Here is a 26,501-nt window from a genome sequence, read left to right on the forward strand (position 1 = left end):
TAAATGTTTTGGTGATAATGATATTCCTATGGTATTTCGTTTTATTGTATTTTGTAAAATCAGTAACCTTTACCTAATAGTAACCTATCCATCAATAATATTAGGAAGCACTTCCTTCAAAACTTCCATATTCTCTTTCTTTAAAGGTATTACCAGTCTTTCGCCATTATAATCAAATTTAAAACGAGTAATTGGTGATCCATATTCTATATTGGATATTTCACTTAAGGGGTACTTAATGACTTTACCAGTTCTTTCGGTGCCCCAGAAGTTTTTTCGGTATTCGATTAAAAATTCATCGGTTAATTCCAGGTCAAAAGAGTCATCCTCTAAAAACAGGACTATGTTAGTGAGATCTCTATCGCAAACCATACAATTGAGGGAGTTATCCGGGTTTGCAACTCCACATTCAGGGCAGACTAGTGTAAATAGAACCATTCCTGGTTCATTATCTGGAGAGGTCATAGTCTAAGTATTGTTCTTATGCAGTATAAAAAAATTATTCAAATAAAAAATTGTTAAAACAAAAATAAAATGGTATTCAGGTTTTTATCGTTTGAGTTACAGTTCAATCATATTCAACAATTATATCCTGATATTTAATTAGAAAGATATTCTCTTAGAAAGATATTCTATTCGGATAAGAAATAGACAATAAATAGAAAAAGGTGTCCTGAAAAGGAAGAGGCGGCGGATTTCTTCCCCTTCAGGACAGGGGTCCGTTAAGGCGGTGGATAAGGCAATATCCAGTATTTTAGTACATAAATAATAATTGCTATTAGTCAATATTCACTTTCCAGGGTAATGTTGTTCATCACCTGGCTGGATTATTGCCTCAGTTATACATTCTTTTCACAAACAGTTATAATTTTAAGATGTAGATGTGAAAAATATCACAAAAAGAGAAGATGGAGTTACAAAATTGTTAGTGTATGCTAAATTAAGCAGCATAACATAGTAATGCGAAACCCGGAAAAGTGAAAATCTATTCTGCTTTTTTAACAACATTTTAATCTATTTTTGCTCTTTTATCACTCTTTTTTCCGGTTATTTTCCAGATTCCGAACCTTGGTAATATCAGTGGCTATACCAATCCTGCGGTAGATCTCCTTGTTATGGTTAATCACTGGGAAGGCCCTGACTTTTATCCACCTCACTTCTCCATCAGGACGAAGAACTCTGCATTCAATATTTTCCCTGTGCTTAATGGTCCTACCATTTTTCCCGAAAATATAGGAAATAAATTCCTCCTTATCTTCAGGGTGCATGGATTCAATCCAGGATCTGGGGTTCTGGTAAAGGGTTTCTATGTTTTGACCCCATATCTTTTTATAAGCAGGGTTCATGTATAGTATCTGTCCAGTAAGGGGGTCAATGATCCAGAAGACCTCTTCGATGTTATGTGCCATTAACTGGAAGATATCTTCCCTCATCTTAAACTTAAACTCATTTAACTTCCTCTGGGTTATGTCACGAATGATGAATGTGGTGTACACATCCCCCTCTGCTTTCCATGTATTGAGTGACATCTCCAGTGGGAACTCACTACCATCCTTTCTAAGACCAAATGACTCAAAAACATTTCCCATTTCCCGGGCGTGCTGGTGAAAAAAGTCTAGTTTTACCTGAAAGTCTTCCATGTGCCGCTGTGGAATGAGTGTTTCCAGATATTCACCCAGTATCTCTTCTTCCCTGTAATCGAAAATTCTTTCCAGGCTGCTGTTGGAGAAAACAATTTTTTCTTCACAATCAATAATGATGATGGCATCTACTGCGGTTTGAGCCAGGTTTCTGAACTTTTCCTCACTGGTTTTTAAGGCATATTCCACTCTTTTTCTTTCGGTGATATCATCCAGGACATAAATTAAACCAATAACACTATCATTCTTGTTTTTAATTGCGTTTGCCTGTATGTGTACTGGGAAAATTCTCTCTGACTTATCAGTCATTTCCAATTCCCCATCCCAGTTATTACCATTCATTATAGTTTGGAATATGTATCTTCCCAGTTCCTTATCTTTAAACAACTTCACCGGGCCCATGGGGATGTTCAGTTCTTCCACTTTATAACCGAACAGTTTGTTGAAGGATTTGTTTTGATAGAAATGTGAACCATCAGACATTGCTATCCCTATGGCATCCCCAGTACCTTCTATTCCCGCCAGTATGCGCAATAACTGGTTTTCGGACTTTTTACGCTCGGAAATATCCCGGGATATGGACATGATCATTTCTTTTCCCTGTAAATCAAAAAGATGGTTACTGATCTCGGTTGTAATCAATTCCCCCTCTTTGGTAAACTGCACAGCTTCAAAAGTTGCCCTCTTATCCCGGCTTAATTTTTCCATAACTTCCGGCATCTTCTTCTTTGTTTCCTGATTAATAATATCTTGCGGACCCATAAGAAGTAATTCTTCTTTGGTGTAGCCCAGTCTCTGGCAAACCACATCGTTTACTTCACAAAAATTACCCGGTAATCCATTATCAACATGGTGGAGAGATATTCCATCATTAGCATTATTGAAAACTTCCCTGAACTTCTCTTCGCTTTTTTCCAGTGCATTCTGTACCTTTTTCATTGGAGTAATATCCCGGGCAATAAGCTGCACCGCTCCAATTTCCCCATTTTTTAAAGGCATGGGCTGGATATTGGTGCTGAAATAGTATTCTTTGCCCTTGATAACGGTTTTACTCTCAATAACACGTCCTGCACCCGTTTCGATAACTGTTCTTATACTTTTCATCTGGGAATCTGCCTGTTTCTGGGGAAAGATTTCCCACATGGTTTTTCCCAGGAATTTTTCCTCTTCACAGGAAAAGAAAATAGCAGCGCTTTTATTCACCAGAAGAAATTCCCCGTGGTAGTTGATCATGGCGATGGGGTCATCTGCGTTTTCAATTAAAATGCGGTACTGGTCTTCACTTTCCTTTAGTGCCAGTTCCATGTTTTTCTTGTAGAACGCACTTTCCACTGTTAATAAAAGTTCACGGGGATTATATGGTCTGGATAGACAAATTTGATTTCCTTTTAAATCTATCCTTTCTGGATCCTTACAATCAGAATTAGAGGTAATTAAAATGCGAGGAATGTTATAAGTGATATTAATGTTATTTGGTCCCTCTAAAAATGTTTTTAGTTCTAAATTTTCCTGCAATTCTTCATCCATTATGATTAAATCAACTGAATCTAGATCGAGTGAGGTTGTATCAACCAGATTTGCAGTACTTTTTCCTGAACTTACCTGTTGACCGTTTTTGTCACTGTTTGAAATTTCCCACTGGGGATTTTTCCAGTTAAATAATGTTAATGGTCTGCAATTACCTGAGGAAAGAATCTGGTTGATTTTAAGAGCTTCAGTATCATTATCCATGGCGAGAATTATATTTGTTCCAGACATGGTAATTACCAGTTTTTATTGGTCATACTCTAAGTTATCAATTACTAATGAGAATCAAATGGAAAATTATAATAATGAAAGCTTTTCGATTTTTGTGTAATACCAAATGAAGAATAGATATCATTAGTGGGTTATTTAGTATGAATTGGAATCATATGATTTCAAAACTTACCTTGAATATTATATCATTACCTTTATTTTCCCACGAAACAATTTCAAAATACAAAAACTAGACAATATTAACCTACCATTAATGGTATTAGGAGATAAAAAGAGTATAATTTAAATAAAAATTATTAGTTTTAAAAAATATGAGTTTAATTATTAATTAAATTCTTTTATCTTTAATAAAAACGCCAATCACTCCACCTATAGCTCCAATTATAAAATATATAACTAATATTCCTATTGCAGCTATTGTTGCTCATTAATAAGGGGGTGGCATGTTAATTCTGATTTTAATCCTAAAATAGCATTCCTCCCCTATCTAGTACTGTAACTTTTGTTTTACTCTCAGGATATTTTTCTAAATTTTCACCACACTTATGGCAGAAATGTGCCTTATATTGGTTCATAGTTTTGCATTTAGGACAAAGTGTTTTAAAATAGGAATCATTGTACATGTTATTCTCCCTAAAATTTCATGATTCGAGGTTATCAAATAAAGGAACTCAATTGAAAATCAATTGATCTGGGAAGCATAAAACTATCAGTAGTAAGTAATATATAAATTATATTAAGATAGAATCAAAGTGCGAAAATAATTGATTAATTCTCAAAATTCCAAATTATATTTTAATTTTAAATGCAAATAATTGATGATCTGAAGTTGAGTAAAGTGTACTTCGTAATAGTATCGTTTAACGAAGTAAACTTATGCTGTTTTTATAGATTTTTTATTAATATGATATTTTGTATATCCATATCACAAAAATGTAGAAATGCTTCTATTTTGATGACTTGGGCTATATTATTTGATTATTTTACACAGGTTTCACCATTTTTTATGAAAATGTGGTTTCACCCTAAAATTTGCACTGTTAAACCGGGCAGATTATTTAAATTTGGAAAAAAAATTAACAAAAAAAAGACTTGATTATAATTTAATAAAAATCAATCAAGCGCATGAATATTAATAATCGAATAAAATATTACCTGTCGCGCTTTTTATATTCCTGGTAACTATCCGGGAACCGTCCCAGGGCGTGATCCCTCAAACCACGTGTTTCCAGATCTTCTATGACCTTAGCTCTGAATTCAAGCTCTTCATTTGCTTCATCCAAGTGATTCTTGGTTACAAACAGTCTGTGTTCTGTTTTGTGATGTTTCCTTTGAAGTTCCATGTAGTTATTCAGTTTCAAATCCAGTTCTTTAAGCTCAAAATCTTTTATCTGCTTTTTGAGTAGTTTCTTCTCTTCAATCACATCCAGTATGATTTCCTGGTTGTTGGTCACCTTTTCCTTGAAGAATACTATCTCCGATTCTTTTTTAGCTAATTCCATTTCCAGCTCTTTAATTCGAACTTTATCATTGGATGATACTTTTTTCCCTTTATGTTCATCATTGGGATTTTGAGTTAAAGATAATGATTCTGCGGGTTGTTCGTTTTTTGTATTCTCCTTTTTCTGGATAGAATTGTCTTTCATGTAAGTCTCCTAGTAAGATTTTAATGAGTTATTAGTATAAATTGCCCAAGTCTTTTTGCATAATCATTTCCTTTTTGTATAATTATTGTATGCACGATTATATGAAATAGCACATCTTTTCCATTAGTTATACTGATAATTTTGTTGTATTAATATCACAAAATATATTATTTCAAGTTTTCACTCAGAAAAAATTATTTATAAGTAACCATTAGGCTACTACTTTCAGTATTTGGAATATTTTTTAAGATGATCGTCAATTTACTATTTGTACTGATTTTTAAAAGCCTTAAACTAAAAGTATAAATGTTAAATTATTATATTATTATAAAATTATATTCATTAATTATTATGTAGAAGGCTTAGATCATATGAATAACCAAAAAGCAATCGTATTTTTATTATCCTTTATTTTTGTATTATCTACTTTTTCGGGGGCAGTATCAGCTACAATGGGTGGTACTAATCAGGGAAGTGATGTTTTCGCTTTTATAAATGATACTTCGCTAAATTATACTACATATCATAATAATTCTACTTACATTCATTCAAAAATAATTACAAAAGAGACACTACCAGACAACCTTGCTTCAGAACCCACAGATCAGCAAATTAAGAAACAGAAAGAAGGCCTCGAAAATTTGCGAACAATCAGCACTAAAGGTCTTCCACCTAAAAGACCGGATGAACTGGTGGCAATAAACATAGAGAAAATGTACTCTATGATTAAAATGCTAAAACCAAGATAAGTCGTATTTCATCATCATTCTATAAAAAAATCTTCAAGTAATTAAAATTGAGTAGTTAAAATATTAATTCTATTAATTTTTCATTAATTTTCAATGATTTAATTAAGTTTATGACTCGGGAAACTTATAATCTATACTCAATGAATTAAGGAAACTCCACTCAGTAAAATGTGGAAAACACATGTGGAAAACTCGTAATTTGGAGGTAAAATCATGCCAGTTATAACCATAGATGCTCCCCCAATGAACAAGGAGCAGAAAAGGGAATTAGTAAGTTCATTTGCCAGAACCGCCAGCAAGGTAATGAACCTTCCAGTATCGGCCATGGTGGTCATAATTCGGGAAGTAGAATCAGAGAATGTGGGGACCGGAGACATCCTGCTCTGTGATCGTGAACCCTAATGGACCATGCATCCTAGGTAAATTAAAAATCCTGGTGAAAATAAAAAATTTATCTTTCAAATTGATGAATATCTCAATTTAAAGAATTTCTCAATTTAAAGAATTTCTCAATTTAAAAGAATTTCTCAATTTGATAAACATTTAAATTTGGCGTAAAAATCCAATTTAATCCTAAATAAAATATCATTGGCGATAAAAATGTCCCTTAACCCTTCCCCAGAATCTGGAAAAAACCAAAACCATCTTAAAAATGAAAAAAGCCCTTACTTACTTCAACACGTAGATAACCCTGTAGACTGGTATCCATGGGGTGATGAAGCATTTAATAAGGCTAAAAATGAAGATAAACCTATATTTTTATCAATTGGTTACTCAACCTGCCACTGGTGCCATGTCATGGCCAGGGAATCCTTCCAGGACCCTGAAATAGGTGATCTCCTAAACCAGGTCTTTGTACCAGTTAAGGTTGACCGGGAGGAAAGACCTGATATTGATAGTGTCTACATGACCGTCTGTCAGATGATCACCGGCAGTGGGGGATGGCCACTCACAGTTATCATGACTCCTGACCTGAAGCCATTCTTTGCAGGAACTTACTTCCCCAAAGATACAGGTCCCAGGGGAACAGGCCTCAGGGACCTCATATTAAATGTCAGAGATTTATGGGACAACAAAAGGGGTGAATTGGTTAAATCAGCCGAAGAACTGACCCATTCACTCCAGCAGATATCTGAAGGCCCACTACCTCAAACTGTAAAAGGGTCCCAGGGATTTCCAGAATCAAGCCAAGAATTAGGTGAAGAAATTTTAAAACAAGCTTACCAGTCACTCAGCGATAACTTTGATGAAAAATACACCGGCTTCGGGAATAATCAGAAATTCCCCACACCCCACCACCTGCTTTTCCTTTTAAGGTACTGGAAACATACTGGTGAAGACATGGCTTTAACCATGGTGGAGAGAACACTGGATGCCATGAAGAAAGGGGGAATTTATGATCATGTTGGCTTTGGTTTTCACCGTTACACTGTAGATCGCCAGTGGATGGTTCCACACTTTGAAAAGATGTTATATGACCAGGCCCTCCTGGCAATTGCATACACCGAAGCCTTCCAGGCCACCGGGAAAACACAATACAGGGAAACAGCAGAAGAAGTTCTTGAATACATTTTAAGGGATATGAGATCACCTGAAGGTGGATTCTATTCTGCTGAGGATGCAGACAGTGAAGGAGAAGAAGGCAAGTTCTACCTGTGGACTCAGGATGAAATCATGGACCTGTTGGGTTCTAATGATGGAGCCCTGTTCTCGGAGATTTACTCTGTTTCAGAGGAGGGAAACTTCAAGGATGAAGCCACACGAGTTAAAACCGGTAAAAACATACTTCACAGGACTCAAACCTGGGATGAGCTTTCAAAAAAACTGGGAATCTCCACTGAAGAGTTATGGTGGAAAACAGAAACTGCAAGGGAAACATTGTTTCATGCCCGAAAATCAAGGATACATCCTCATAAGGATGATAAGGTCCTCACTGACTGGAATGGGCTGGTCATTGTAGCCCTAGCACTGGCAGGTAATTCATTCAAAAGAGAAGATTATTTAATGGCAGCTGGAGATGCAGTGAAATTTATAATGACCAAACTGCACCATCAGGGGAGATTAAAACATCGCTGGAGGGATGGTGAAGCTGCGGTGGATGGTAATCTTGATGATTATGCTTACCTTATATGGGGATTACTGGAACTATATCAAGCTACATTCCAATCAGAATATCTTGAAATTGCCCTTAAACTTAATCAAACCCTTCTGGAACACTTCCTGGATCATGATAATGGTGGGTTCTATTTCACCTCAGATTTCACTCAGAAAATCCTGGTAAGACAAAAAGAAGCCTATGACACAGCATTACCCTCTGGAAATTCAGTGCAGATGATGAACCTGGAGAAATTTTCCTTAATAATTGATGATATGAAAATCAGTGAGAGTTTCCATGGTTTGGAATCATATTTCGCTTCAATGATAACACAATCACCCTCTGCATTCACCATGTTCTTATCAGCAATAATCCTCAAGATAGGTCCCTCCTTCCAGGTTGTAATCTGTGGAGAAAAGGACAGCCCGGACACCCAGGTATTGTTAAACACAATTCAAAAAGAATATCTGCCCAATGTAATTTTAATCCTCAACTCAAGTGATGATTCATTGATAAATCAGATTGTCGGATCTCTGGAACATAAAACTATCGTTAATGGTCAGGCCACAGCATATGTCTGTGGCAATGGCACCTGCCATGCTCCAGTAAACAATCCAGATGATTTAATCAATATTTTAAAATGAAATCCGTCAATTGGGAAATCCGTAATTAATTATTCCTGAGATAACGGAAATTATTCCGGAGGTAAAAGGAAATTATTCCTGAGGTAATGGAACCAGTTTAGAATATAAAAACTTGATGTTACGATTTAATAGACGGGAAAGTTCCCTCATCCTCCCTGCATCTCCCTCCAGGATAAAAAGTTCCAGGCACTGGTTCTCCTGAAGATGGCTGTGTATCTGGGTGTTGATAATATCCTCAAAATTATGCTTTATCTGGGTAACCTTGTCCTCTGATTTTTTGGGATGGATTAAAATAAGTATGGAATTAATATATCCTTCTAAATTCTTTTTTTCATCATTATCTGCGATTAAAAGCCGAGTACTGGCTCTGAATATTTCAGAACGGCCAGAGAATCCAATATCATCCTTCAGAGCATCAATTTCATCTAGAAGTTTTTCACTGAGGGACACGCTAATTATGGCCATGCCCTTAGTATTAATAAAATAATATAAAAACCTTGTTAATTTTTATTAAGAAAATTTATAAATATTAATAAAACTATATAATATTACATAAAATTATCCCTAAACATGATTTTCTTTAAATAATGAATCATTCACGGTGACAATTATTATGGAAAGAAAAAAAATTCTCATTATTTTAATATTAATATTATTATTTATTTTACTGGCATTCACCATTTATTTCTACACTTCCACTGGAAATTCCAATGGATCATCTAATGGTAAAATAGGAGTTGTGGTAACGGTGGGACCCCAGGAAGAGTTCGTAAAACGAGTAGGTGGGGACAGGGTGAATGTAACGGTGATGGTACCACCTGGTGCAGATCCCCATACCTACGAGCCTCTTCCCAGCCAGATGAAACAGGTTCAGGATGCCCAGATCTACTTCCAGGTTGGATCAGGTATAGAATTCGAACTTACCTGGATGGACAAGTTGACCAGTATGAACAGTCAAATGAAGGTGGTTAACAGTTCTGCAGGCATCCAACTCATACCTAACACTGCAGAAGCTGAAGAGGGTAGCGATCCACATGTGTGGGTTTCACCCAGAAATGCTAAAATCATGGTGGAAAATATTTACCAGGCCCTTGTGCAGGAAGATCCTCAAAATAAGGATTATTACACCAAAAACAGGGATGAATATTTAAAAGAACTAGATGATCTGGATAAGAATATAACCCAGACCATGTCTGGTAAAAACAATACTAAAATAATGGTTTACCACCCTGCATGGGCTTATTTCTGCAAGGATTATAATCTCCAGCAAGTAGCCATAGAACAGGCAGGAAAAGAACCAACACCTCAAAATATAGCTTTTTTGGTTGACACAGCTCGTAATGAAAGTATTAAGGTAATTTTTGTCTCCCCTGAGTTTTCCACCAGCAATGCCCAGGTAATTGCCAATGAAATCGGGGGTAAAGTAGTGGTAGTGGATCCACTCAGCCGTGACTACCTGGAAAACATGAAAAATGTAGCAGAAGCATTTGCAGCTACTTAAATTCCATAATTATTAACAATTTTAAGAGTATTTTGATAAAAATGGTTCATAATAATGGCAATATGGTAAAATAAGTTAAAATAAGGATATGATGGTAAAGTTGATAGAATGAGGATATGCTGGTAAAATAGTATAGAATGAGGGTAATGTGGGTTAAATAGTTCAAAATAAGGGTAATGTGAGTAAAATGGTACAGAATCAGGGCCTGGTTAACAATGCGGTTGAAATGGAGAATGTATCTTTAAAGATTAATAATCAACCAGTACTCACAAATATTAACCTTAACATTGGGTTGAATGACTTTTTAGCCATAATCGGCCCTAATGGTGGGGGTAAAAGTACCCTTCTTAAGGTCATCTTAGGACTCACAAAAACAGATCATGGTCAAATTTCAGTATTTGGAAACAGACCTGGAAATCCCCATAACCCCATTGGCTACCTCCCCCAGCATGTATCTTTTGACCCTGATTTTCCCATAAATGTCTTTGACACAGTCTTATCCGGGAGGTATCATGGTTTTTTCAAAGGTTACTCCGATGAAGACTGGGAAATGGTCAAAAAAGCTCTGGAAGAAGTGGGTATGATAAAGCTGCGGGATCGTCAGATGAGCCGACTTTCCGGGGGTCAAATGCAGCGTGTTTTCATTGCACGGGCACTGGTAAGGGAACCTAAACTACTGCTTCTGGATGAACCCATGGCCAGTATCGACCCTGAAATGCAGAATTCATTCTATAAACTCTTATCCCAACTTCGAAAGAGGATGGCCATAGTCCTGGTAAGTCACGATGTAGGTGCTGTTTCCACCCAGGTGGATAACATTGCCTGTTTAAATCAGAAACTGTACTACCATGGTCCGGTGGAAAACTCGGGAGAGGGATTGGAAGCCGTTTATAACTGTCCGATTGATCTTATAAGTCATGGAATTCCTCACAGAGTTCTGAAAAAACATTAAATTTTTTAAAAAAATAAAAATTATAAAAAATTCTATACATCTGGAGATTGATTTAATTGACTGGAATACTTGAATACACTTTCATGCAGAATGCATTCCTAGCCGCAGTTCTGGTGAGCGTGGCCTGTGGATTGGTGGGGACTTACGTGGTTGTTAAGCGCATAGTCTTCATCAGTGGGGGAATATCCCACGCAGCCTTTGGGGGAATCGGACTGGGATACTTCCTGGGAGTAAACCCCATACTTGCAGCAATACCATTCAGCATAGTGTCCGCCCTGTTAATGGGATTAACCAGTAAAAAAGTTAAAATCAGTGAAGACACAGCTATTGGTATACTATGGAGTCTGGGAATGGCCATAGGAATAATATTCATCAACTTAACTCCAGGATACGTGCCTGATCTCATGAGTTACCTTTTCGGAAGCATACTCACCGTTCCACTTAATGACCTGATCATAATGTTCATTTTAGATGTTATAATTATCTTCATGGTTCTTTTATTCCGAAGGGAATTTCAGGGCATCTCATTTGATGAGGAATTCAGTCAGGTGATGGGTATCCCTACCACAGCTATTTATCTCCTCTTATTGTCCCTGGTGGCACTATCAGTGGTGGTTATGATTAAAGTGGTGGGAGTTATTCTGGTAATAGCCCTTTTAACCATCCCCGCAGCTATCGCTAAACAGTACACCTATAATCTGGGGCGGATGATGATCCTATCGGTGATCCTGGGAATGATACTCACAACAGCCGGTCTTTACCTGTCCTACCTTTTCAACCTGGCTTCCGGAGCAACCATTGTCCTGGTTCTGGGATTGGGATTTTTAGTTTCAGTATTAATCCAGAAGTTAATGGAATAATACTCTGCTTTAATGATGGAATAATAGACTAATATGGACCATAATCATGAACTGCTACTAATAAGAGAATTTAAACATTATATTTAATTGATTGAAGAATAATTGATTGAAGAATAAATTATTATAAAAATAAAAAAAGAGTTGAGTGAATTATTTTTTCAATGATTTGACTCCTTCAGATGTGGCAATCAGTACCTGGTCCGCAATACCTGCGAATATACCATTTTCCACCACACCGGGGATACTGTTAAGTGCTACTTCCAGTTCATGGGGTTTAGGTATCTCCTCAAACTGAACATCCACCACAAAGTTATTATTGTCAGTTATAACTGGACCATCTTTCATCTGGGCCATTCTAAGGGAGGGCACACCGCCTGCTGTTTTAATCCATTCTGTTACTGGTCGGTAAGCTGATGGTATGACCTCCAGTGGCACTGGAAAATCTCCAAGTTGTTTAACCTCTTTGGATTCATCTACAATGACCAGGAATTTACCTGCTGAGGAGTCAACGATCTTCTCTAAGGTGTGAGCAGCTCCTCCACCTTTTATGAGATTCAAATCAGGATCTACCTCATCTGCACCATCAACAGCCAGATCAGGGAGGTGTTCATCAAGGGTGGTTAAAGGTATTCCACAATCCCTTGCCAGGAAAAAAGACTGATATGAGGTTGGTATTCCCATAAGTTCAATTTCCTCTTCTTTGATCCTTTCTCCCAGTTTTTGAATAAAGTAATGGGCAGTTGATCCAGTTCCCAGTCCCAGGACTTGTCCGTCAGAGACCATCATCGCTGCTTTTTCGGCAACTTCCTTTTTAGCATCATCTACCAGCTGGACAGCTTCCCAGGCAACTTCTTTTTTCGGATGCATATGTTATCTCCATTTAACTTAAAATATCAATTTGATTAACAAATATAATTTAGTCATTTAATTATGCAAAATACAGTTAAAACTCTATATAAAATACAGTTAGAACTCCATTATAAATTATTCCGTATGAATCTAATTCATAGTTTTAGAGTTTTTTACTCTTATATTACAGGGTTTACTCTTAATATGGGGGTTTACTCTTAATGTGGGGTTTATTCTTAAACTTGAATAAAATTAATACTCATTAATTAATATCTGAGCATGACCACGCTGAGGTCGAGTCCTTTAGGACATTTTTCACTGGGTTTTCCCATTTTCTTTGCGATTTTACATTTATCTTCAGGGTAAAGTCCCTCTGGAAAGCAAAGATCACGCAGTGAACACTCTTGGTCACATTCAGGGGGGCTAAAGACAATATTAGAACCTTCAAATGCACGTTTAGAATTAATAGCAGCTTTTATTATGGCTTTTTCCACGTCTACCACTTTAACCTTACCACTATCATGAACCATACAGGGATGTTCTGTGTTTTTAACCTCTCTTATACGGTATATTCTACCCTCTTCCAGGGATTCAATACAGGTTGCTTTGAAGCGGCAAGTATCACACTGGCTGGCTGCCCCATAATGCATAAATTTAAGTCCTTTTTCTGCTAAATTGTTTCCGATGAGGGTTATCATTATCTATCCACTCCATGGAATTAAAAGTCTCCCTGCCCCTAATTAATTAGTTTAATAAATATTAAATTGAGTTTTTGATGTCACCTTTTTTTAGGTAATCTCCTATTCATTCATGTATATTTTAAGTTCATGTGTAATTCCTGGTTCATTTTTTGTAATATTATTAAGTTTTAAACATTAATTCAATCTATTACTCCTTCAATCTATTACTCCGGTTTTACGTGCCAGTTTTATGGCTGCAGCTTCAGTGAGTCCCCTATCACCAAGGATAGTATACCTTTCCTTGCGAATGTTGTGGGCCTTCATAAGAGCTTGAATAATATACTCTGGTTCTATTCCAAGTTCTTGAGCATTTACTGGGGCTTTAATGGTTTTAAGGGTGTCACGGATGAATTCCCAGTCACCACCATGGAGGTACATCATCATTATGGTTCCTACCCCACATTGTTCACCGTGAAGAGCGGGTTCTGGAGCTATAATGTCCAGTGCATGGCTGAATTTATGTTCAGCTCCACTGGCTGGTCTGCTGTTACCAGCAATACTGATGGCCATTCCACTGGATATAAGTCCCTTGACCACAATGGCTGCACTTTCAATAAGACCCTCTTTTATATGGCCTGCAGCTTTTATTGTTGTTTCAGCAGTTATAAGTGATAATGCTGCTGCAGAATCACTGTAATCTTCATTTAACAATCTATGGGCAAGTTTCCAGTCCAGGACTGCAGTGTAGTTAGAGATGATATCCCCACATCCTGCTGCTAAAAGGCGAAATGGGGCCTGACTGATGATCTGGGTGTCTGCTACAACTCCTATTGGTGGTTCTGCAGATAAGGAAACACTCCCACCCTGATTTTTGATGGAAGCACGGGGAGATGAAATACCATCATGAGAAGCTGCAGTGGGAATGCTCACAGAGTGAGTTCCAGAACGAGTTGATGCCATTTTGGCTACATCAATCACTTTCCCCCCACCAACTCCCAGAACAGCACTCATATTTTCCATATGATCCTGAACTTCTTCCACTGCATCCATGGATGGTTTTTTAATTATAATAGTTTCCACATCAAATTCATGATCCTGAAGGCTGCTGATGACAGATTCTCCAGCAATTTTCATTGTTCTGGGTCCACTGGCCACCAGTACTCTACCACTGAGCTTTAAATCCTTACAGATTGATCCAGTTTCTTTGAGCACTCCGGGTCCGCTGTGGATCTCCCGGGGTAATTTTACCCGATTAAAATCCATGTAAATCTCCTTTTATAATATCCCTTCTATTAATGCTTCTAGCAACGAATTAAATGCTACTGATTATTATTCAGCCATTTAAATGATTTTTTGATCCTTCAAACGAATGAAATATTTACCTAAATTTCATTAAATTAATTAAAATATCCATACTAATCTTTAGGTTAACAGATAAAATAATTTTTGATTTTATCTCCTCTAATCCTAACTATATTTAGTTGGGTAAACCGGAAAATATGATGTAATTGTAGGTTATGCATGATTTAGTGTCTAATAATGATTAAGTGGGAAAAAGTTTGTTAAATCATCCCTGTACTCCATTCATTCAAAACATTTATTATGGCCCATATTAAACATTAATTGTTAACATTTATTTGAATACTTTTGTAAATTTAATATACTGATGTAAAACAGGAATAGAGATATTAGTAACATATAAATTAGGAATAAGAAAGAATAAGAAGTCCCTCTTTTATATAATATGATTAAGAATTGTACTTAAAATTCAGATATATTAATAATTGTTAGTTAAAATTCAGATATATTAATAATTGTTAGTTAAAATTCAGATAATTAAGAAGTATTATTAAAATTCACAATTAAGAATTGTTAGTTTAATGAATCTTAAATAAATTAGCTGCAGATCATTTTATTCCTATTTAAAAAAAATAAAATTATCAAATTAAGTAAATTATGGTGAAGAAATGTCCGAATTCAGTGAATGGTTCCATAATATCCTGGAAGAAGCAGAGATAATCGACACAAGATACCCAATTAAGGGAATGCATGTGTGGCAGCCTCAGGGATTTAAAATAAGAAAATATGCACTTTCCCTGCTTAAAGAAATTTTAGATGAAGACCACGAAGAAGTACTCTTCCCAATGCTCATACCAGAAGATGAACTGGCTAAAGAAGCAATACATGTTAAGGGATTTGAAGAGGAAGTTTACTGGGTAACCCATGGAGGTTTAACACCCCTTAATAAAAAACTGGCTCTCAGACCCACCAGTGAAACAGCCATGTATCCCATGTTTGCATTATGGGTACGCTCCCACACCGACCTTCCCATGAAATTTTACCAGGTGGTTAACACCTTCCGCTATGAAACCAAACACACCAGACCCCTAATCAGGGTCAGGGAAATAACCACCTTCAAGGAAGCCCACACCATCCACGCAGATTCTGAAGGTGCCAGTCAACAGGTTGAAAGAGCTATTGAAATATACAGTTCCTTCTTTGACCAGCTGGGAATACCCTACGTGGTTACCAAACGGCCAGAATGGGATAAATTCCCCGGTGCTGATTACACCATGGCCTTCGATACTCTCCTACCAGATGGTAAAACCCTACAGATAGGTACAGTCCACAACCTGGGCCAGACCTTCGCCCGCACATTTGACATCACCTATGAAACAGCAGAAGGAGAACACGAATATGTTTACCAGACATGTTATGGATTATCTGACCGTGTAATAGCATCAATCATTGGTATTCATGGAGATTCATCTGGACTGAACCTTCCCCCTGCTGTGGCACCATACCAGATAGTTATTGTACCGGTACTCTTCAAGAAAACTGCCCAGGAAGTCCTGGACTTCTGCAACCAGTTAAAGGATAAAATTAAAAAAGCAGGTCTCAGGGTTCACCTTGATGATCGTGACATCAGGGCTGGTAAGAAGTACTACGGATGGGAGATGAGGGGAGTACCACTACGCCTGGAAATAGGACCAAGGGATATAGAAAATAAGAAAATGGTTGTAGTGCGCAGGGACACCCTGGAGAAAGAAATCATTGATTACAATGAAGAGACACTTATCAATGATTTAAACAACATCCTAGGAAACATTACCCAAAATCTCAAAACTAAAGCATGGGAAAACTTCCAGGATAACATCCGTCCTGCAGAGACACTGGAAGAAGCCAAAAACATCATCACAGATGAACAGGGAATTGTATCCTTCCTGTGGTGTGGGGATGAATCCTGCGGCAAGGAAATTGAGGAATACGTGAATGTTGATATTCTGGGTGTAAAGGAAGAGGCAACAGAAGGTAAATGTATAAAATGTGGGAAAGATGCCCGTAATGTGGCCCTTCTTGCTAAAACATATTAAATCCCTTCTTTAAATCCATTTTAGAATTCTCAAGTGCTTATAACTATCCCTAAAACTTTGATTAAAATTATTAAGTACAAAAATAAGATATAAATAACAATATAATAACATCCATCTGGTGTTAAAGGGGTAATGTATGAATATACGGGTAATCTTACTGATAATGGTAGTAGTGCTCTTTGCAGCTGGATGTGGGGCCATGAGCTTCCTTTCTGGCGGTGGAACCACACTGGAACAGGCCTATGATAATAAACAGGTTGAAATTGTTCAAAGTACATCTGCTGGTGCTATTCCCCACAACGTCACCATAAATAATAATGGTACCAAACCGGTGATGGTGGATAAAGGAACCATTCTCAAAAGTAAAGAATCACAGGACCTGGTTATCATTGATGATAAAAAAGTAAACCCCAACAGCAACGACACTGTACAGGCATACTGCATAGAACCTGATCAAAAAGCAGTTCCAGGATCCACACTATACCCAGCAGGAACAGTATCCAACCAAGTCAAACAGATCATTGACACTTCCAACCCTTCAGACCTTCAAAACGCCACCCAATCCCAGATGCAGATATGGATCATTGCCAGTAAAGGGAATGTTGATGTCTATTCTGGTGAATCAATGGCAGTAGTACAGACTCAGAAAACAAAATATTACCTGTTAAAGGAAAAACTGGATACTGCTAAAACAGATGTGATGAGCCGTTTCAACCTTACTTCAGATGCAATCGGAAACATTTCCTTAACCGCAGATTCAGATAACAGTGCCAACACCTGGGTCAGTGACATCAGGCAATGGTTCAAGAACACTCTGGGTATATAGATAACTCCAGGTATTAGATAACTCCAGGTATTAGATAACTCCAGGTATCTTCGGTATCTAAACCATTAGACTCCAAGTATCTAAATATAGATTACCTTAAATTCCGGGTATCTAAATATAGATTACCTTAAATTCTTGGTATGTTAATATGGATTTACCTAATGAATTCTGCATACAACCTTAAACAAATTGATTGACATGACCAAAACATTTGCAATAATCCCTGTTTCCAGGTTTTCTGAGGCAAAAACACGACTATCGCCCACTCTTTCACCACTTGAGAGAGAAAATCTTCTTAAATCCATGTTAATGGATGTTATAGGGGCAATAAGTGGCAGTGTGGATCAGGTTGTTGTTATAAGCTCAGATAAAGATGTACTCAATTTTGTAGCGGATTTAAATGTCACCTGCCTTCCTGAGAAGGGAAAAACAGATCTCAACGGTGCACTGACCCAGGCAGTGGAGTGGTGTTCAAACTATGCCAATCAGGTGCTTATTGTACCTTCAGATGTCCCCCTCATACATCAGGACCAGGTTCAGGAAATGATTGAACTTTCGGATAAATGGCCAATGGTCATTGCCCCAGCCAAGGGTGGTGGAACCAATGCCCTTTTATGTCCTACCAAGGATATAAAGATGAAATTCGGGGATTGGAGCTTTTTCGAACACCTGAAAGAAGCAGAAAATGCAGGGGTGTCCTGGTATATCTATGACTCTTTTTACCTTTCCCTGGATGTAAATACCGCGGAAGACCTGGGAGAGATAATTATTCATGGTTTCAGAACACAAACCCGTAAATTTCTAAAAAGCATTGGCCTACAGGTTAAATCAAACCATGGAACTGAACGTTTAATGGTGGAGAGAAAATGATAGCCCTGTCCATTGCTGGTTTCGACCCATCTGGAGGGGCAGGGATCCTGGCTGACGTGAAAACATTCCAGGCACTGGGAGTTTACCCCACTGCAGTTATCACCGCCCTCACTGCCCAGAATGTGAAACATGTGGGTGGTGTGGAACCAGTTGACACGGATTTTGTGGCCAAACAGATAGACCTCGTAATGGCTGAGGAAGATATACAGTATGCTAAAACTGGTATGCTCTATTCCGGTGAGATGGTGGAGATGGTGGCCAGGAAAGTAAATGAATACCAGTTGAAACTGGTGGTGGACCCGGTACTGGTAGCTGGTTCTGGAGGAACATTATCCAGAGATGATCTAGCCAGATCTATTAAAAAACACCTTTTACCACTGGCAAAATTAACCACACCCAACATCCATGAAGCAGAAGTACTGACTGGTTTGGAAATTAAAAATGAGGAAGATGCCGCTAATGTGGCCTGTGAACTGGGGAAATTATGCCCCACTGTAGTTACAGGTGGACACCTAAACGGGCGGGATATTTTTTATGAAAATTCTTCAAATGGAAATGATATAAATTTTATTGAAGGAGAGATCATTAAAACCAGCAACACCCATGGATCAGGATGCACCTACTCCTCAGCAATCACTGCTTACATGGCGATGGGAATAAGCATGGTTGAATCCCTTAAAAAAGCATCCCATTTTACTAAAAAAGCCATAGAAAATGGTGGTCATGGTACTTTAAATCAGATGTGGAGACAAAATCAACTATAACCCATTAATGTTATAATATCGGAATCTTATGATAGTATTCATTAGATATTTGAAGCTTTGATAAATAAGTTTTGACAAAATAAAAATAGGAAAAAATTGAGGTGTGTTCATGGTTTCCAGTGAAGAAATAAGAAGAAGGTTAGAAGCTAAAAGAAGAGGCGAAACATTTTCTGAAGTAAAGAAGACACCCCCATCATCATCAGCATCGAAAACTTGTCCTGAATGTCAGACATCAAACCCTGAAAGTGCTAAATTCTGTGTGGGATGTGGGGCGCCACTGGCAAGAGAAGAAACTCCAACAACTTCCAATGAGGTTATTCCATCCCCTCCCAGTGAAGTAACTCCACCTGTTTCTGGTGAAGAAACACCTACAGCTACTCCAACATCAACTGCAGATAATTTTAAACAATGTCCTTCCTGTGGTCAGAAGAATAAACTTGACGCCAAGTTCTGTATAATATGTGGACATAAATTTGAGAATGAATCGGTCTTTGAGAATGAATCTGTTACAGAAAAACGCCTGGAACCGTTAGTTGAAGTGGTGGAAGAGAAAAAAGAAGTTCCTGTAGCTGAAACCAAACCCATTGTGTCACCATCAGAGGATGAGGCGGATTTACAAGAACCTGTAACTGAACAGGAACCAGTTGAACCCCCTGAAACAGAAACTCAAGAAAAATCAGTTATCCCTGAAGTAAAGGTTCCCGAACAGTTTAAATCCGCCAATAATGTTCAGCCAGAAGAAGAAATAGCTCCTGTGGAATCTGCTGAAGTTCAATCCAAAGAAGAAACTGCACCCGCTGAAGATCCTGTGATGCGTATTAAAAAAGCCAAAGAACTTCTGGATATAGGTGCAATAACTCAGGAAGAATTTGACAAGATTAAAAACAAGTATCTAGATTTGATATAATGCATTAATTGGTAAATAAGGAAATTTTAAGAAAAATGAAGATTAAAGGGGGGGAGAGAGAAATGATCCTCTCCTACTTTAACTGCATTGTATAACTCAGGTTAACGCACAAGAAATAACCAAAAAAAATTGTTTAATATGTCATTAAGATTTTATTTCAAGTTGCATTTGTTTTTATATTGTTGATATAGTTCATCTAGCTTTTTTTCAGATTGAAAAATATTAAAAATTACATTATACAGTTTAGAATCATTTTCAATACAGGTCGACAAATGTGGAACAGCTTTGGTAACACCAAAAACACAGCCACAATCTTGACAATAATAATAAAAATATGTATCATCAAAAGTTATATAAGATGCATTCGATGAACAAATTGGGCATTTATCATAATCCTGATCATTTGGGCCACTATTACTTAAAAACACATAACCCCCCAAAAAAATAACAATTAAGGTTATAACTCCAATAACTACTCTTTTATTAACCATTTAATCACTTTGCAATATTAATTAGCACTATTAATTGTAATCATATCAGATCTTACAAAATGTCAACTGTATATTGGAATTATAGTTCTTTAAACAGATATGATTAAAAAAAATAAAGGATAAATAACGTATTTAAAGGAGTTTAATCTCAGCAGCGGATAATATGTTAATTCCACTTTCTTCCAGGGCATTTATACCAGAATCAACATCTTCTGTGCGCAGTACCACTATGGCCTTGTCACTTTTTTTCTCTACAAAAGCGTAAAGGTATTCCACATTAATATCAGCTTTATTTAAAACACCAAGAAGTTCATCCAGTCCTCCGGGTTGGTCCATGACTTCCACCGCAATGACTTCGTTGACCTTTACCACGAAGTTATCTGCCTCCAGGGCTTTCTTTGCTTCTTTTGGATTGTGGACTATCATGCGCAATATGCCAAATTCAGAGGTGTCAGCTATTGAAAGGGCCCTGATATTAACACCAGCATTGGAAAGAACGTTCATTGCCTTTCCCAATCTTCCTTTCCTGTTTTCAAGAAATACAGATATCTGTTTTAATTTCATTCTTTTATCTTCTGACATATCCATTTCATCCCCTGTAAATTTTATAATATATCCTATTAATTTTATATTATATTTCAATAATTGGATTTTATCTTTATTAATTGGATTTTAAGTCCCAGTTATATCATTTATGGTCTTTAAATCAATGTAAACTGAATTAATTCAGTCCTCTCTTGTCAATAACCCTGACTGCTTTACCCTCACTTCTAGGCAGACTACGCGGTTCCACTAGGGTAACATTTACCCTGAGTCCTATCTCATCGTGTATCTGTTTTTGTATGGATTTTTTAACCTGTTCCACGTGTTTGACTTCATCGGAAAATAGTGCAGGGGATGTTTCCACCTGTACTTCCAGTTCATCCAAGTGTTCTGGTCTGCTGGCAATGATCAGGTAGTTTGGTTCCATTCCAGGAATCTTGAGGAGTGCCCTTTCAATCTGGGATGGGAATACAATAACTCCCCTGACTTTGAGCATGTCATCGGATCTTCCGGTTACACGGTCCATCTTTATGTGGGTTCTTCCACAGCCACATTCACCCTTACGCAGGACAGTGATATCTCTGGTTCTAAAGCGCAGAACAGGCATACCCTCTCTGGTAAGAGTGGTTAGTACCAGTTCTCCCTTTTCCCCCTCAGGTAGTGTTTCCAGGGTCTGTGGGTCCAAGATCTCAGGGTAGAAGTGATCATCAAAGATGTGCAGACCATTCTTTTCCATACATTCATTGGCCACACCAGGACCAATGATCTCGGTGAGTCCGTAGATATTAAGAGCATCAATGTCCAGTCTTCTTTCAATTTCATTCCTCATCTCTTCGGTCCACATTTCAGCCCCGAAAACCCCAGCTTTGAGTTTTATGTCATCTTTAGGGATACCTTCCCTTTCCAGTACCTCGGAGATGTACATGGCGTAGCTGGGAGTGCAGGTAAGGATGGTACTTTTAAAGTCCTGGATTATTTCAATCTGGCGCTTGGTGTTCCCGGCGCTGATGGGTATTACAGTGCAACCCAACTTCTGACCACCGTGGTGTACTCCTAATCCTCCAGTGAAAAGACCATAACCGTAACAGTTCTGTACTATGTCCTTTTTGGTGGCTCCAGCCATGGAAAGTGCTCTGGCAATAACTTCTCCCCATAGTTCCAGGTCTTTAGGGGTGTAACCTGAAACAGTGGGTTTACCGGTGGTACCGGAGGTTGTATGGATCTCCACAATCTCATCAGTACTGACTGCAAACATTCCAAAAGGATATGCTTCCCTTAAGTCGCTTTTAGTGGTGAATGGTATTTTTTCTATGTCTTTAAGAGTTTGAATGTCTTCAGGGGTTACCCCTGCTTCATCCAACTTCTTCCGGTAGTAGGGTACGTTTTCGTAAGCCCTTTTAACAACATCCTGTAATCTTTTAAGCTGTAATGTTTCCTTTTCCTGGGCTGGCATGCACTCAGCCTTTTCATTCCAGATCATATTCTACACCTCTAATGGACCATAATAAACCTTTTAACGAATAATTTATTTAATAACTAATTTTATCAGTAGAATAACTTTATCATAGATTGTAAACTTATGATTTACCATTTAAGTCATACTAGGATTTACCATTTAAACATAACCTATGATTTTACCCTTTAAGTTAAACCTGTGATTGCCATTTAATCATCTATTTTACATTACCACTATAAAATAGATTATATTTATCTATTGTTAATTGACTGCACAACCTTGATCATTATGGCTATTTGAAATAATGGGGTTGATGAAAATATTTACAAATATCAAATTATTTTATAAAATAAGTTCATAAGAATAGATAAAATTAATTAATATAATAGATTATTCAGTTCTGTTATATTGATACGCAAATTATAGTTATTATAACAGACTTAAGGCTGATGAGAATCAGGTATATCACACAAGAATCAGTATCACAAAATCCACTCATTTGCATAAACTAAAAAAGAGAAAAAATAAGAAAAGAAATTATTTCTTATCAAAGGATGCTATCCAGTCATCGAAGTTATCCCTGAACTCTTCGATTTTCATGTCCAGCACCCTGCGATTATCCACCAGGTTTAAACTGTTTGACAAGAGTTCAATTTCCAGACGACGGTTAATTTCTTCCCAGTTTACGATGTTCCAGAATGCACCCACGTAGTCTGGGCGAACATTCTTGTAGTCCAGGTAGTAGGCGTGTTCCCATACATCCAGGACCATTAGAACCCGGAAGTGTGGTATGACGTTGACGTTGTGTTTTTCAATCTGGGTGATGAACAGTCGGTCAGTTCGGCGGCAGATGGTCAGGGCTGCCCATCCTGATCCTTCGGTACTAATTGCGGCCTGTGAAAATTCCTGTTTAAACCTTTCAAAGGATCCGAAGTCCTTTTCAATGTACTTGGCAAGGGTTCCAGTTGGTTCACCTCCACCTTTTGGAGCAGGGGCCATGTTTTCCCAGAACATTTTATGGAGTACGAATCCACCCACATGGAATGAAAGTTCCTTGGCCACAGCCTTAACATCAAACTCTATGCCTGGTCTGCTGTCAAATTTATCTAAAATTGCATTAGCCCCATCCACATATGCTTGGTGGTGTTTATCGTGGTGTATCTGGAGTTGTTCCTCTGAGATGTATGGTTCCAGATCTTTGTATCCATAAGGAAGTGGGGGAAGTTCATATTTCTTTTTTGCCATTGTTTATCACCCTTTTTTGTAATACGTTTATAAAAACTTATTAATCTCTATTTGGTCTGGTCCAATCTTCTTTTTCTGATTTATAGTATATTTGTCCCGATTTATAGTACATATCCGGAAAATTTTCAGGAAATTTAGCTATTTACCATTTGTAGTAGTTCCTGTAACACAGCCACCAGTCAAAGCATTTGTACTCTCCTGGCCTTTCCAATGCAGCATCAATATCTGCTGGTGGAGGAATAATCAAACCCTTACCAATAAGTTCATTGCAAGGCCAGTTGGCTGGTATGGCCACACCCTTCTCTTCTGCTGTCTGGAATCCTTCAACCATTCTTAATATTTCATCTAAGTTTCTACCCAGCTCCTGAGGGTAGTATAAAATGGCGCGGATGATTCCTTCAGGGTCAATGATGAACACAGCCCTTACAGTGTTGGTGCCCTTGTTTGGGTGTATTAATCCCAATTTATCCGCTACACGACCTGTGTCGGCGATTACAGGGAATTCTATGTCTATATCGAAGTTTTCTGCTATCCACTGTATCCATTTGAGGTGTGAGAAAACCTGATCTACTGAAAGTCCAATGAGTTCGCAGTTCATCTCCTGGAAAAGATCATAACGTAGCTGGAAAGCCACAAATTCTGTGGTACACACCGGTGTGAAATCTGCAGGATGACTGAATAAAACAAACCATTTCCCCTTGAATGCTTTAGGTAGTTTCATCATTCCCTGTGTGGTTTGAACTTCCATTTTAGGGAACTTGTCTCCAATAAGTGGCATTCCTTTTCCTTTTTTCTTAATTTTTCTTAGTTCGTAAACTTTTTCTCCCATTGTTTACCCCCTTCAGGTATACTAATGCAGTGTTATTTTTCTTTCTGTTTTTATTTATTTTTTATTATTCCAATCTGTAGGGCACTGATTGTGAAATTTAATTAACATAAAATTAATGTAAAAATAAAAGTGAATACTCATAGGAATAAAAAATATGATCCCGGGAAAAATCAGAAATAAAATGGTTAATTTTTATGTATTACACTAGAAAAAGAGCCAATTTAGTATTATAGTTAAATCAATTTAGCATTTACTGTTAATAATTCAGCATTTGAGTTAAAAATTGAATTTCATTTAAAATTGAAAATAAAAAAAGGTTGAGTAAATTATTACTCAGAAGCGGTAGGTGGGTTGAATATTCGTTGTGCTAATTCCTGGTCCAGCATGTAAATTCCACTACCCGATTCTCCGGCTAGTTTCACTTTTTGCAGGACGCCACTGGCAGATTCCTCTTCTTCAACCTGTTCAGCCACGAACCACTGTAGGAAGTTGTTGGTGGCATGGTCCGACAGTTCAAGGGCCAGATCCACCAGTCCATTTATGAGGCCGGTGACCATCTGCTCGTGTTCATACACATGTTCAAAGGCAGCCACAGATGAATCCCATTCGCTCTGTGGTTTTTCAATCTCTGCCAGGAGCACACGGCTCCCTCTCTGCACCAGGTAATCATAGAACTTCATGGCATGACTTAATTCTTCCTGGGCCTGGACACGCATCCAGTTACCAAAACCAGGGAGATCCTGATCTTCAAAGTAAGCCCCCATTGCCAGATATAGATAACCAGAGTAGAGTTCCCGATTCAACTGGTAATTCAGGGCCTCTTCCATCTTTTCATCTAACATGTCTTTTCACTTCCATTAAAATGCATTTAACTCATCAGTAGACATACTTATCATTTCAGCTACTAATTGCAATAATTGTTTTTTTTAAAAAATTTATTTTAAATTATTTTTAATCTACTGGTTCAAACAAGTCTTTATCTGCACCACACATAGGACAGACCCAATCATCTGGCAAGTCCTCAAAGGCGGTTCCAGGTTCGATTCCAGCCATGTCATCTCCTACTTCAGGGTCGTAAATGTATCCACAGGGTTTACAAAGGTATTTTTGCATAATATTCCACCTCTTTTTTTAATAGTTTCATGATTAATTCATGAAATTCATATTCTTAATTTCAGGCAATTTTAATTACTAAGGTATGGATCTTTATTCATTACCACGGATTCATTGTGGTATGGATCAAAAAAATATTTTAAGTTTAGATATTTTAAGTTTAGATATTTTAAGTTTAGATATTTTAAGTTTAGATATTTTAAGTTTAGATATTTTAAGTTTAGATATTTTAAGTTTAGATATTTTAAGTTTAGATATTTTAAGTTTAGATATTTTAATTTTAGATATTTTAATTTTAGATATTTTAATTTTAGATAGGAATAAATCGGAATTTTCCAGCACCACACTTGGGACAGTTCCAGTTATCTGGTAAATCCTCAAAAGCAGTTCCAGGAGGAGTATTGGTTCTTGGTTCCCCTGCTTCAGGGTCGTAGATATAATTACAAACCTTACATTTGTACCTTCTCATTACCTTACCTCCAACTTAAATTGCAATGAAACGGGTTTTATTAGCCCCACAATGAGGACAGAACCAGTTATCAGGCAGGGTATCAAATTCAGTTCCAGGATCAGTTCCATTACGCGGTTCGCCGGATTCACTGTCGTAAATATAGCCACAAACTTTGCATTTGTATCTGCTCATTTAACCACCTCAATTAATGCTTATTCTGGAATTGCAATGAATATTCTGAGTTTATTTAATGGTTAA

General features: G+C 37.4%; 28 protein-coding genes. 11 read left to right on the forward strand and 17 right to left on the reverse strand.

Annotation, left to right across the window (positions count from 1 at the left end; translation table 11 throughout):
- Positions 1 to 84: 84 nt before the first annotated feature.
- From A994_RS03120 to A994_RS03130, 4 genes are all read right to left on the reverse strand, one after another.
- Entirely contained in the window at positions 85 to 465 is a 381-nt protein-coding gene (locus tag A994_RS03120; RefSeq protein ID WP_004029817.1) for a hypothetical protein, read from the reverse strand.
- Positions 466 to 1,031: 566 nt separating this feature from the next.
- The gene (locus A994_RS03125) at positions 1,032 to 3,398 is read right to left on the reverse strand and encodes a PAS domain-containing protein (RefSeq protein WP_004029818.1); all 2,367 of its coding nucleotides are present in this window, start codon (positions 3,396 to 3,398) and stop codon (positions 1,032 to 1,034) included.
- Positions 3,399 to 3,862: 464 nt separating this feature from the next.
- Entirely contained in the window at positions 3,863 to 4,021 is a 159-nt protein-coding gene (locus A994_RS13245) for a zinc ribbon domain-containing protein (RefSeq protein ID WP_004029819.1), read from the reverse strand.
- Between the two features lie 528 nt (positions 4,022 to 4,549).
- Entirely contained in the window at positions 4,550 to 5,044 is a 495-nt protein-coding gene (locus A994_RS03130) for a hypothetical protein (RefSeq protein ID WP_004029820.1), read from the reverse strand.
- Between the two features lie 371 nt (positions 5,045 to 5,415).
- Here A994_RS03130 and A994_RS03135 point away from each other — a divergent pair, with 371 nt between their 5' ends.
- The 3 genes from A994_RS03135 (at position 5,416) to A994_RS03145 (ending at position 8,532) form a co-directional block, all read left to right on the forward strand.
- Positions 5,416 to 5,793: a hypothetical protein gene (locus A994_RS03135; RefSeq protein WP_048204045.1), complete on the forward strand. Its 378-nt coding sequence runs from the start codon at positions 5,416 to 5,418 to the stop codon at positions 5,791 to 5,793.
- A 213-nt stretch (positions 5,794 to 6,006) separates the two neighbouring features.
- Positions 6,007 to 6,195 carry a 4-oxalocrotonate tautomerase DmpI gene (gene dmpI, locus A994_RS03140; protein ID WP_004029822.1) on the forward strand — a complete coding sequence of 63 codons (189 nt, stop codon included), beginning with the start codon at positions 6,007 to 6,009 and terminating at the stop codon, positions 6,193 to 6,195.
- A 198-nt stretch (positions 6,196 to 6,393) separates the two neighbouring features.
- On the forward strand, positions 6,394 to 8,532 hold the full coding sequence (locus tag A994_RS03145; protein ID WP_004029823.1) for a thioredoxin domain-containing protein: 2,139 nt from the start codon (positions 6,394 to 6,396) through the stop codon (positions 8,530 to 8,532).
- A 72-nt stretch (positions 8,533 to 8,604) separates the two neighbouring features.
- Here A994_RS03145 and A994_RS03150 read toward each other — a convergent pair whose 3' ends face one another.
- Positions 8,605 to 8,997: a CopG family ribbon-helix-helix protein gene (locus A994_RS03150; protein WP_048204046.1), complete on the reverse strand. Its 393-nt coding sequence runs from the start codon at positions 8,995 to 8,997 to the stop codon at positions 8,605 to 8,607.
- A gap of 148 nt (positions 8,998 to 9,145) precedes the next feature.
- Here A994_RS03150 and A994_RS03155 point away from each other — a divergent pair, with 148 nt between their 5' ends.
- The 3 genes from A994_RS03155 (at position 9,146) to A994_RS03165 (ending at position 11,845) form a co-directional block, all read left to right on the forward strand.
- Complete coding sequence (locus tag A994_RS03155) at positions 9,146 to 10,033, forward strand: metal ABC transporter solute-binding protein, Zn/Mn family (RefSeq protein WP_004029825.1); 888 nt, start codon at positions 9,146 to 9,148, stop codon at positions 10,031 to 10,033.
- Positions 10,034 to 10,220: 187 nt separating this feature from the next.
- Positions 10,221 to 10,985 (forward strand): metal ABC transporter ATP-binding protein, encoded by a 765-nt coding sequence (locus tag A994_RS03160; RefSeq protein ID WP_004029826.1) that lies wholly within the window; start codon positions 10,221 to 10,223, stop codon positions 10,983 to 10,985.
- 56 nt (positions 10,986 to 11,041) lie between these two features.
- Entirely contained in the window at positions 11,042 to 11,845 is an 804-nt protein-coding gene (locus A994_RS03165; protein ID WP_004029827.1) for a metal ABC transporter permease, read from the forward strand.
- A gap of 150 nt (positions 11,846 to 11,995) precedes the next feature.
- On the opposite strand, the gene rpiA is transcribed toward A994_RS03165, so the two are convergent.
- The 3 genes from rpiA to A994_RS03180 all read right to left on the reverse strand — a co-directional run bounded on the left by rpiA (position 11,996) and on the right by A994_RS03180 (position 14,637).
- Positions 11,996 to 12,712 carry a ribose-5-phosphate isomerase RpiA gene (gene rpiA, locus A994_RS03170; protein ID WP_004029828.1) on the reverse strand — a complete coding sequence of 239 codons (717 nt, stop codon included), beginning with the start codon at positions 12,710 to 12,712 and terminating at the stop codon, positions 11,996 to 11,998.
- A 248-nt stretch (positions 12,713 to 12,960) separates the two neighbouring features.
- Positions 12,961 to 13,392: a UPF0179 family protein gene (locus A994_RS03175; RefSeq protein WP_004029829.1), complete on the reverse strand. Its 432-nt coding sequence runs from the start codon at positions 13,390 to 13,392 to the stop codon at positions 12,961 to 12,963.
- A 198-nt stretch (positions 13,393 to 13,590) separates the two neighbouring features.
- The gene (locus A994_RS03180) at positions 13,591 to 14,637 is read right to left on the reverse strand and encodes an NAD(P)-dependent glycerol-1-phosphate dehydrogenase (RefSeq protein WP_004029830.1); all 1,047 of its coding nucleotides are present in this window, start codon (positions 14,635 to 14,637) and stop codon (positions 13,591 to 13,593) included.
- A 704-nt stretch (positions 14,638 to 15,341) separates the two neighbouring features.
- Between A994_RS03180 and proS the strand changes: the two genes are divergently transcribed.
- From proS to A994_RS03205, 5 genes are all read left to right on the forward strand, one after another.
- Positions 15,342 to 16,748 (forward strand): proline--tRNA ligase, encoded by a 1,407-nt coding sequence (gene proS / locus A994_RS03185; protein ID WP_004029831.1) that lies wholly within the window; start codon positions 15,342 to 15,344, stop codon positions 16,746 to 16,748.
- 136 nt (positions 16,749 to 16,884) lie between these two features.
- Positions 16,885 to 17,574, forward strand: a complete 690-nt coding sequence (locus tag A994_RS03190; protein WP_004029832.1) for an ARPP-1 family domain-containing protein — start codon at positions 16,885 to 16,887, stop codon at positions 17,572 to 17,574.
- A 198-nt stretch (positions 17,575 to 17,772) separates the two neighbouring features.
- On the forward strand, positions 17,773 to 18,444 hold the full coding sequence (gene cofC / locus A994_RS03195) for a 2-phospho-L-lactate guanylyltransferase (RefSeq protein ID WP_004029833.1): 672 nt from the start codon (positions 17,773 to 17,775) through the stop codon (positions 18,442 to 18,444).
- The gene (gene thiD / locus A994_RS03200; RefSeq protein ID WP_004029834.1) at positions 18,441 to 19,208 is read left to right on the forward strand and encodes a bifunctional hydroxymethylpyrimidine kinase/phosphomethylpyrimidine kinase; all 768 of its coding nucleotides are present in this window, start codon (positions 18,441 to 18,443) and stop codon (positions 19,206 to 19,208) included. Before cofC ends, thiD begins: the two co-directional genes overlap by 4 nt.
- Positions 19,209 to 19,317: 109 nt before the next feature.
- On the forward strand, positions 19,318 to 20,115 hold the full coding sequence (locus A994_RS03205; protein WP_004029835.1) for a zinc-ribbon domain-containing protein: 798 nt from the start codon (positions 19,318 to 19,320) through the stop codon (positions 20,113 to 20,115).
- A 152-nt stretch (positions 20,116 to 20,267) separates the two neighbouring features.
- On the opposite strand, the gene A994_RS03210 is transcribed toward A994_RS03205, so the two are convergent.
- The 9 genes from A994_RS03210 to A994_RS03250 form a co-directional block, all read right to left on the reverse strand.
- Complete coding sequence (locus A994_RS03210; protein WP_004029836.1) at positions 20,268 to 20,606, reverse strand: hypothetical protein; 339 nt, start codon at positions 20,604 to 20,606, stop codon at positions 20,268 to 20,270.
- 132 nt (positions 20,607 to 20,738) lie between these two features.
- Entirely contained in the window at positions 20,739 to 21,170 is a 432-nt protein-coding gene (locus A994_RS03215) for an ACT domain-containing protein (protein ID WP_004029837.1), read from the reverse strand.
- Positions 21,171 to 21,327: 157 nt separating this feature from the next.
- Complete coding sequence (locus A994_RS03220) at positions 21,328 to 22,629, reverse strand: phenylacetate--CoA ligase family protein (RefSeq protein ID WP_004029838.1); 1,302 nt, start codon at positions 22,627 to 22,629, stop codon at positions 21,328 to 21,330.
- Positions 22,630 to 23,142: 513 nt separating this feature from the next.
- Complete coding sequence (locus tag A994_RS03225; RefSeq protein ID WP_004029839.1) at positions 23,143 to 23,850, reverse strand: superoxide dismutase; 708 nt, start codon at positions 23,848 to 23,850, stop codon at positions 23,143 to 23,145.
- A gap of 142 nt (positions 23,851 to 23,992) precedes the next feature.
- Complete coding sequence (locus A994_RS03230; RefSeq protein WP_048204047.1) at positions 23,993 to 24,679, reverse strand: peroxiredoxin; 687 nt, start codon at positions 24,677 to 24,679, stop codon at positions 23,993 to 23,995.
- A 329-nt stretch (positions 24,680 to 25,008) separates the two neighbouring features.
- On the reverse strand, positions 25,009 to 25,521 hold the full coding sequence (locus tag A994_RS03235; protein WP_004029843.1) for a ferritin: 513 nt from the start codon (positions 25,519 to 25,521) through the stop codon (positions 25,009 to 25,011).
- Between the two features lie 109 nt (positions 25,522 to 25,630).
- The gene (rd, locus tag A994_RS03240) at positions 25,631 to 25,792 is read right to left on the reverse strand and encodes a rubredoxin (protein WP_004029844.1); all 162 of its coding nucleotides are present in this window, start codon (positions 25,790 to 25,792) and stop codon (positions 25,631 to 25,633) included.
- A 310-nt stretch (positions 25,793 to 26,102) separates the two neighbouring features.
- Positions 26,103 to 26,261: a rubredoxin gene (locus A994_RS13020; RefSeq protein WP_004029846.1), complete on the reverse strand. Its 159-nt coding sequence runs from the start codon at positions 26,259 to 26,261 to the stop codon at positions 26,103 to 26,105.
- A gap of 15 nt (positions 26,262 to 26,276) precedes the next feature.
- Positions 26,277 to 26,435: a rubredoxin gene (locus A994_RS03250; RefSeq protein ID WP_004029847.1), complete on the reverse strand. Its 159-nt coding sequence runs from the start codon at positions 26,433 to 26,435 to the stop codon at positions 26,277 to 26,279.
- Positions 26,436 to 26,501 lie beyond the last annotated feature (66 nt).

The sequence above is a fragment of the Methanobacterium formicicum DSM 3637 genome, assembly GCF_000302455.1.
GTDB classification, from domain to species: Archaea; Methanobacteriota; Methanobacteria; order Methanobacteriales; family Methanobacteriaceae; genus Methanobacterium; species Methanobacterium formicicum_A.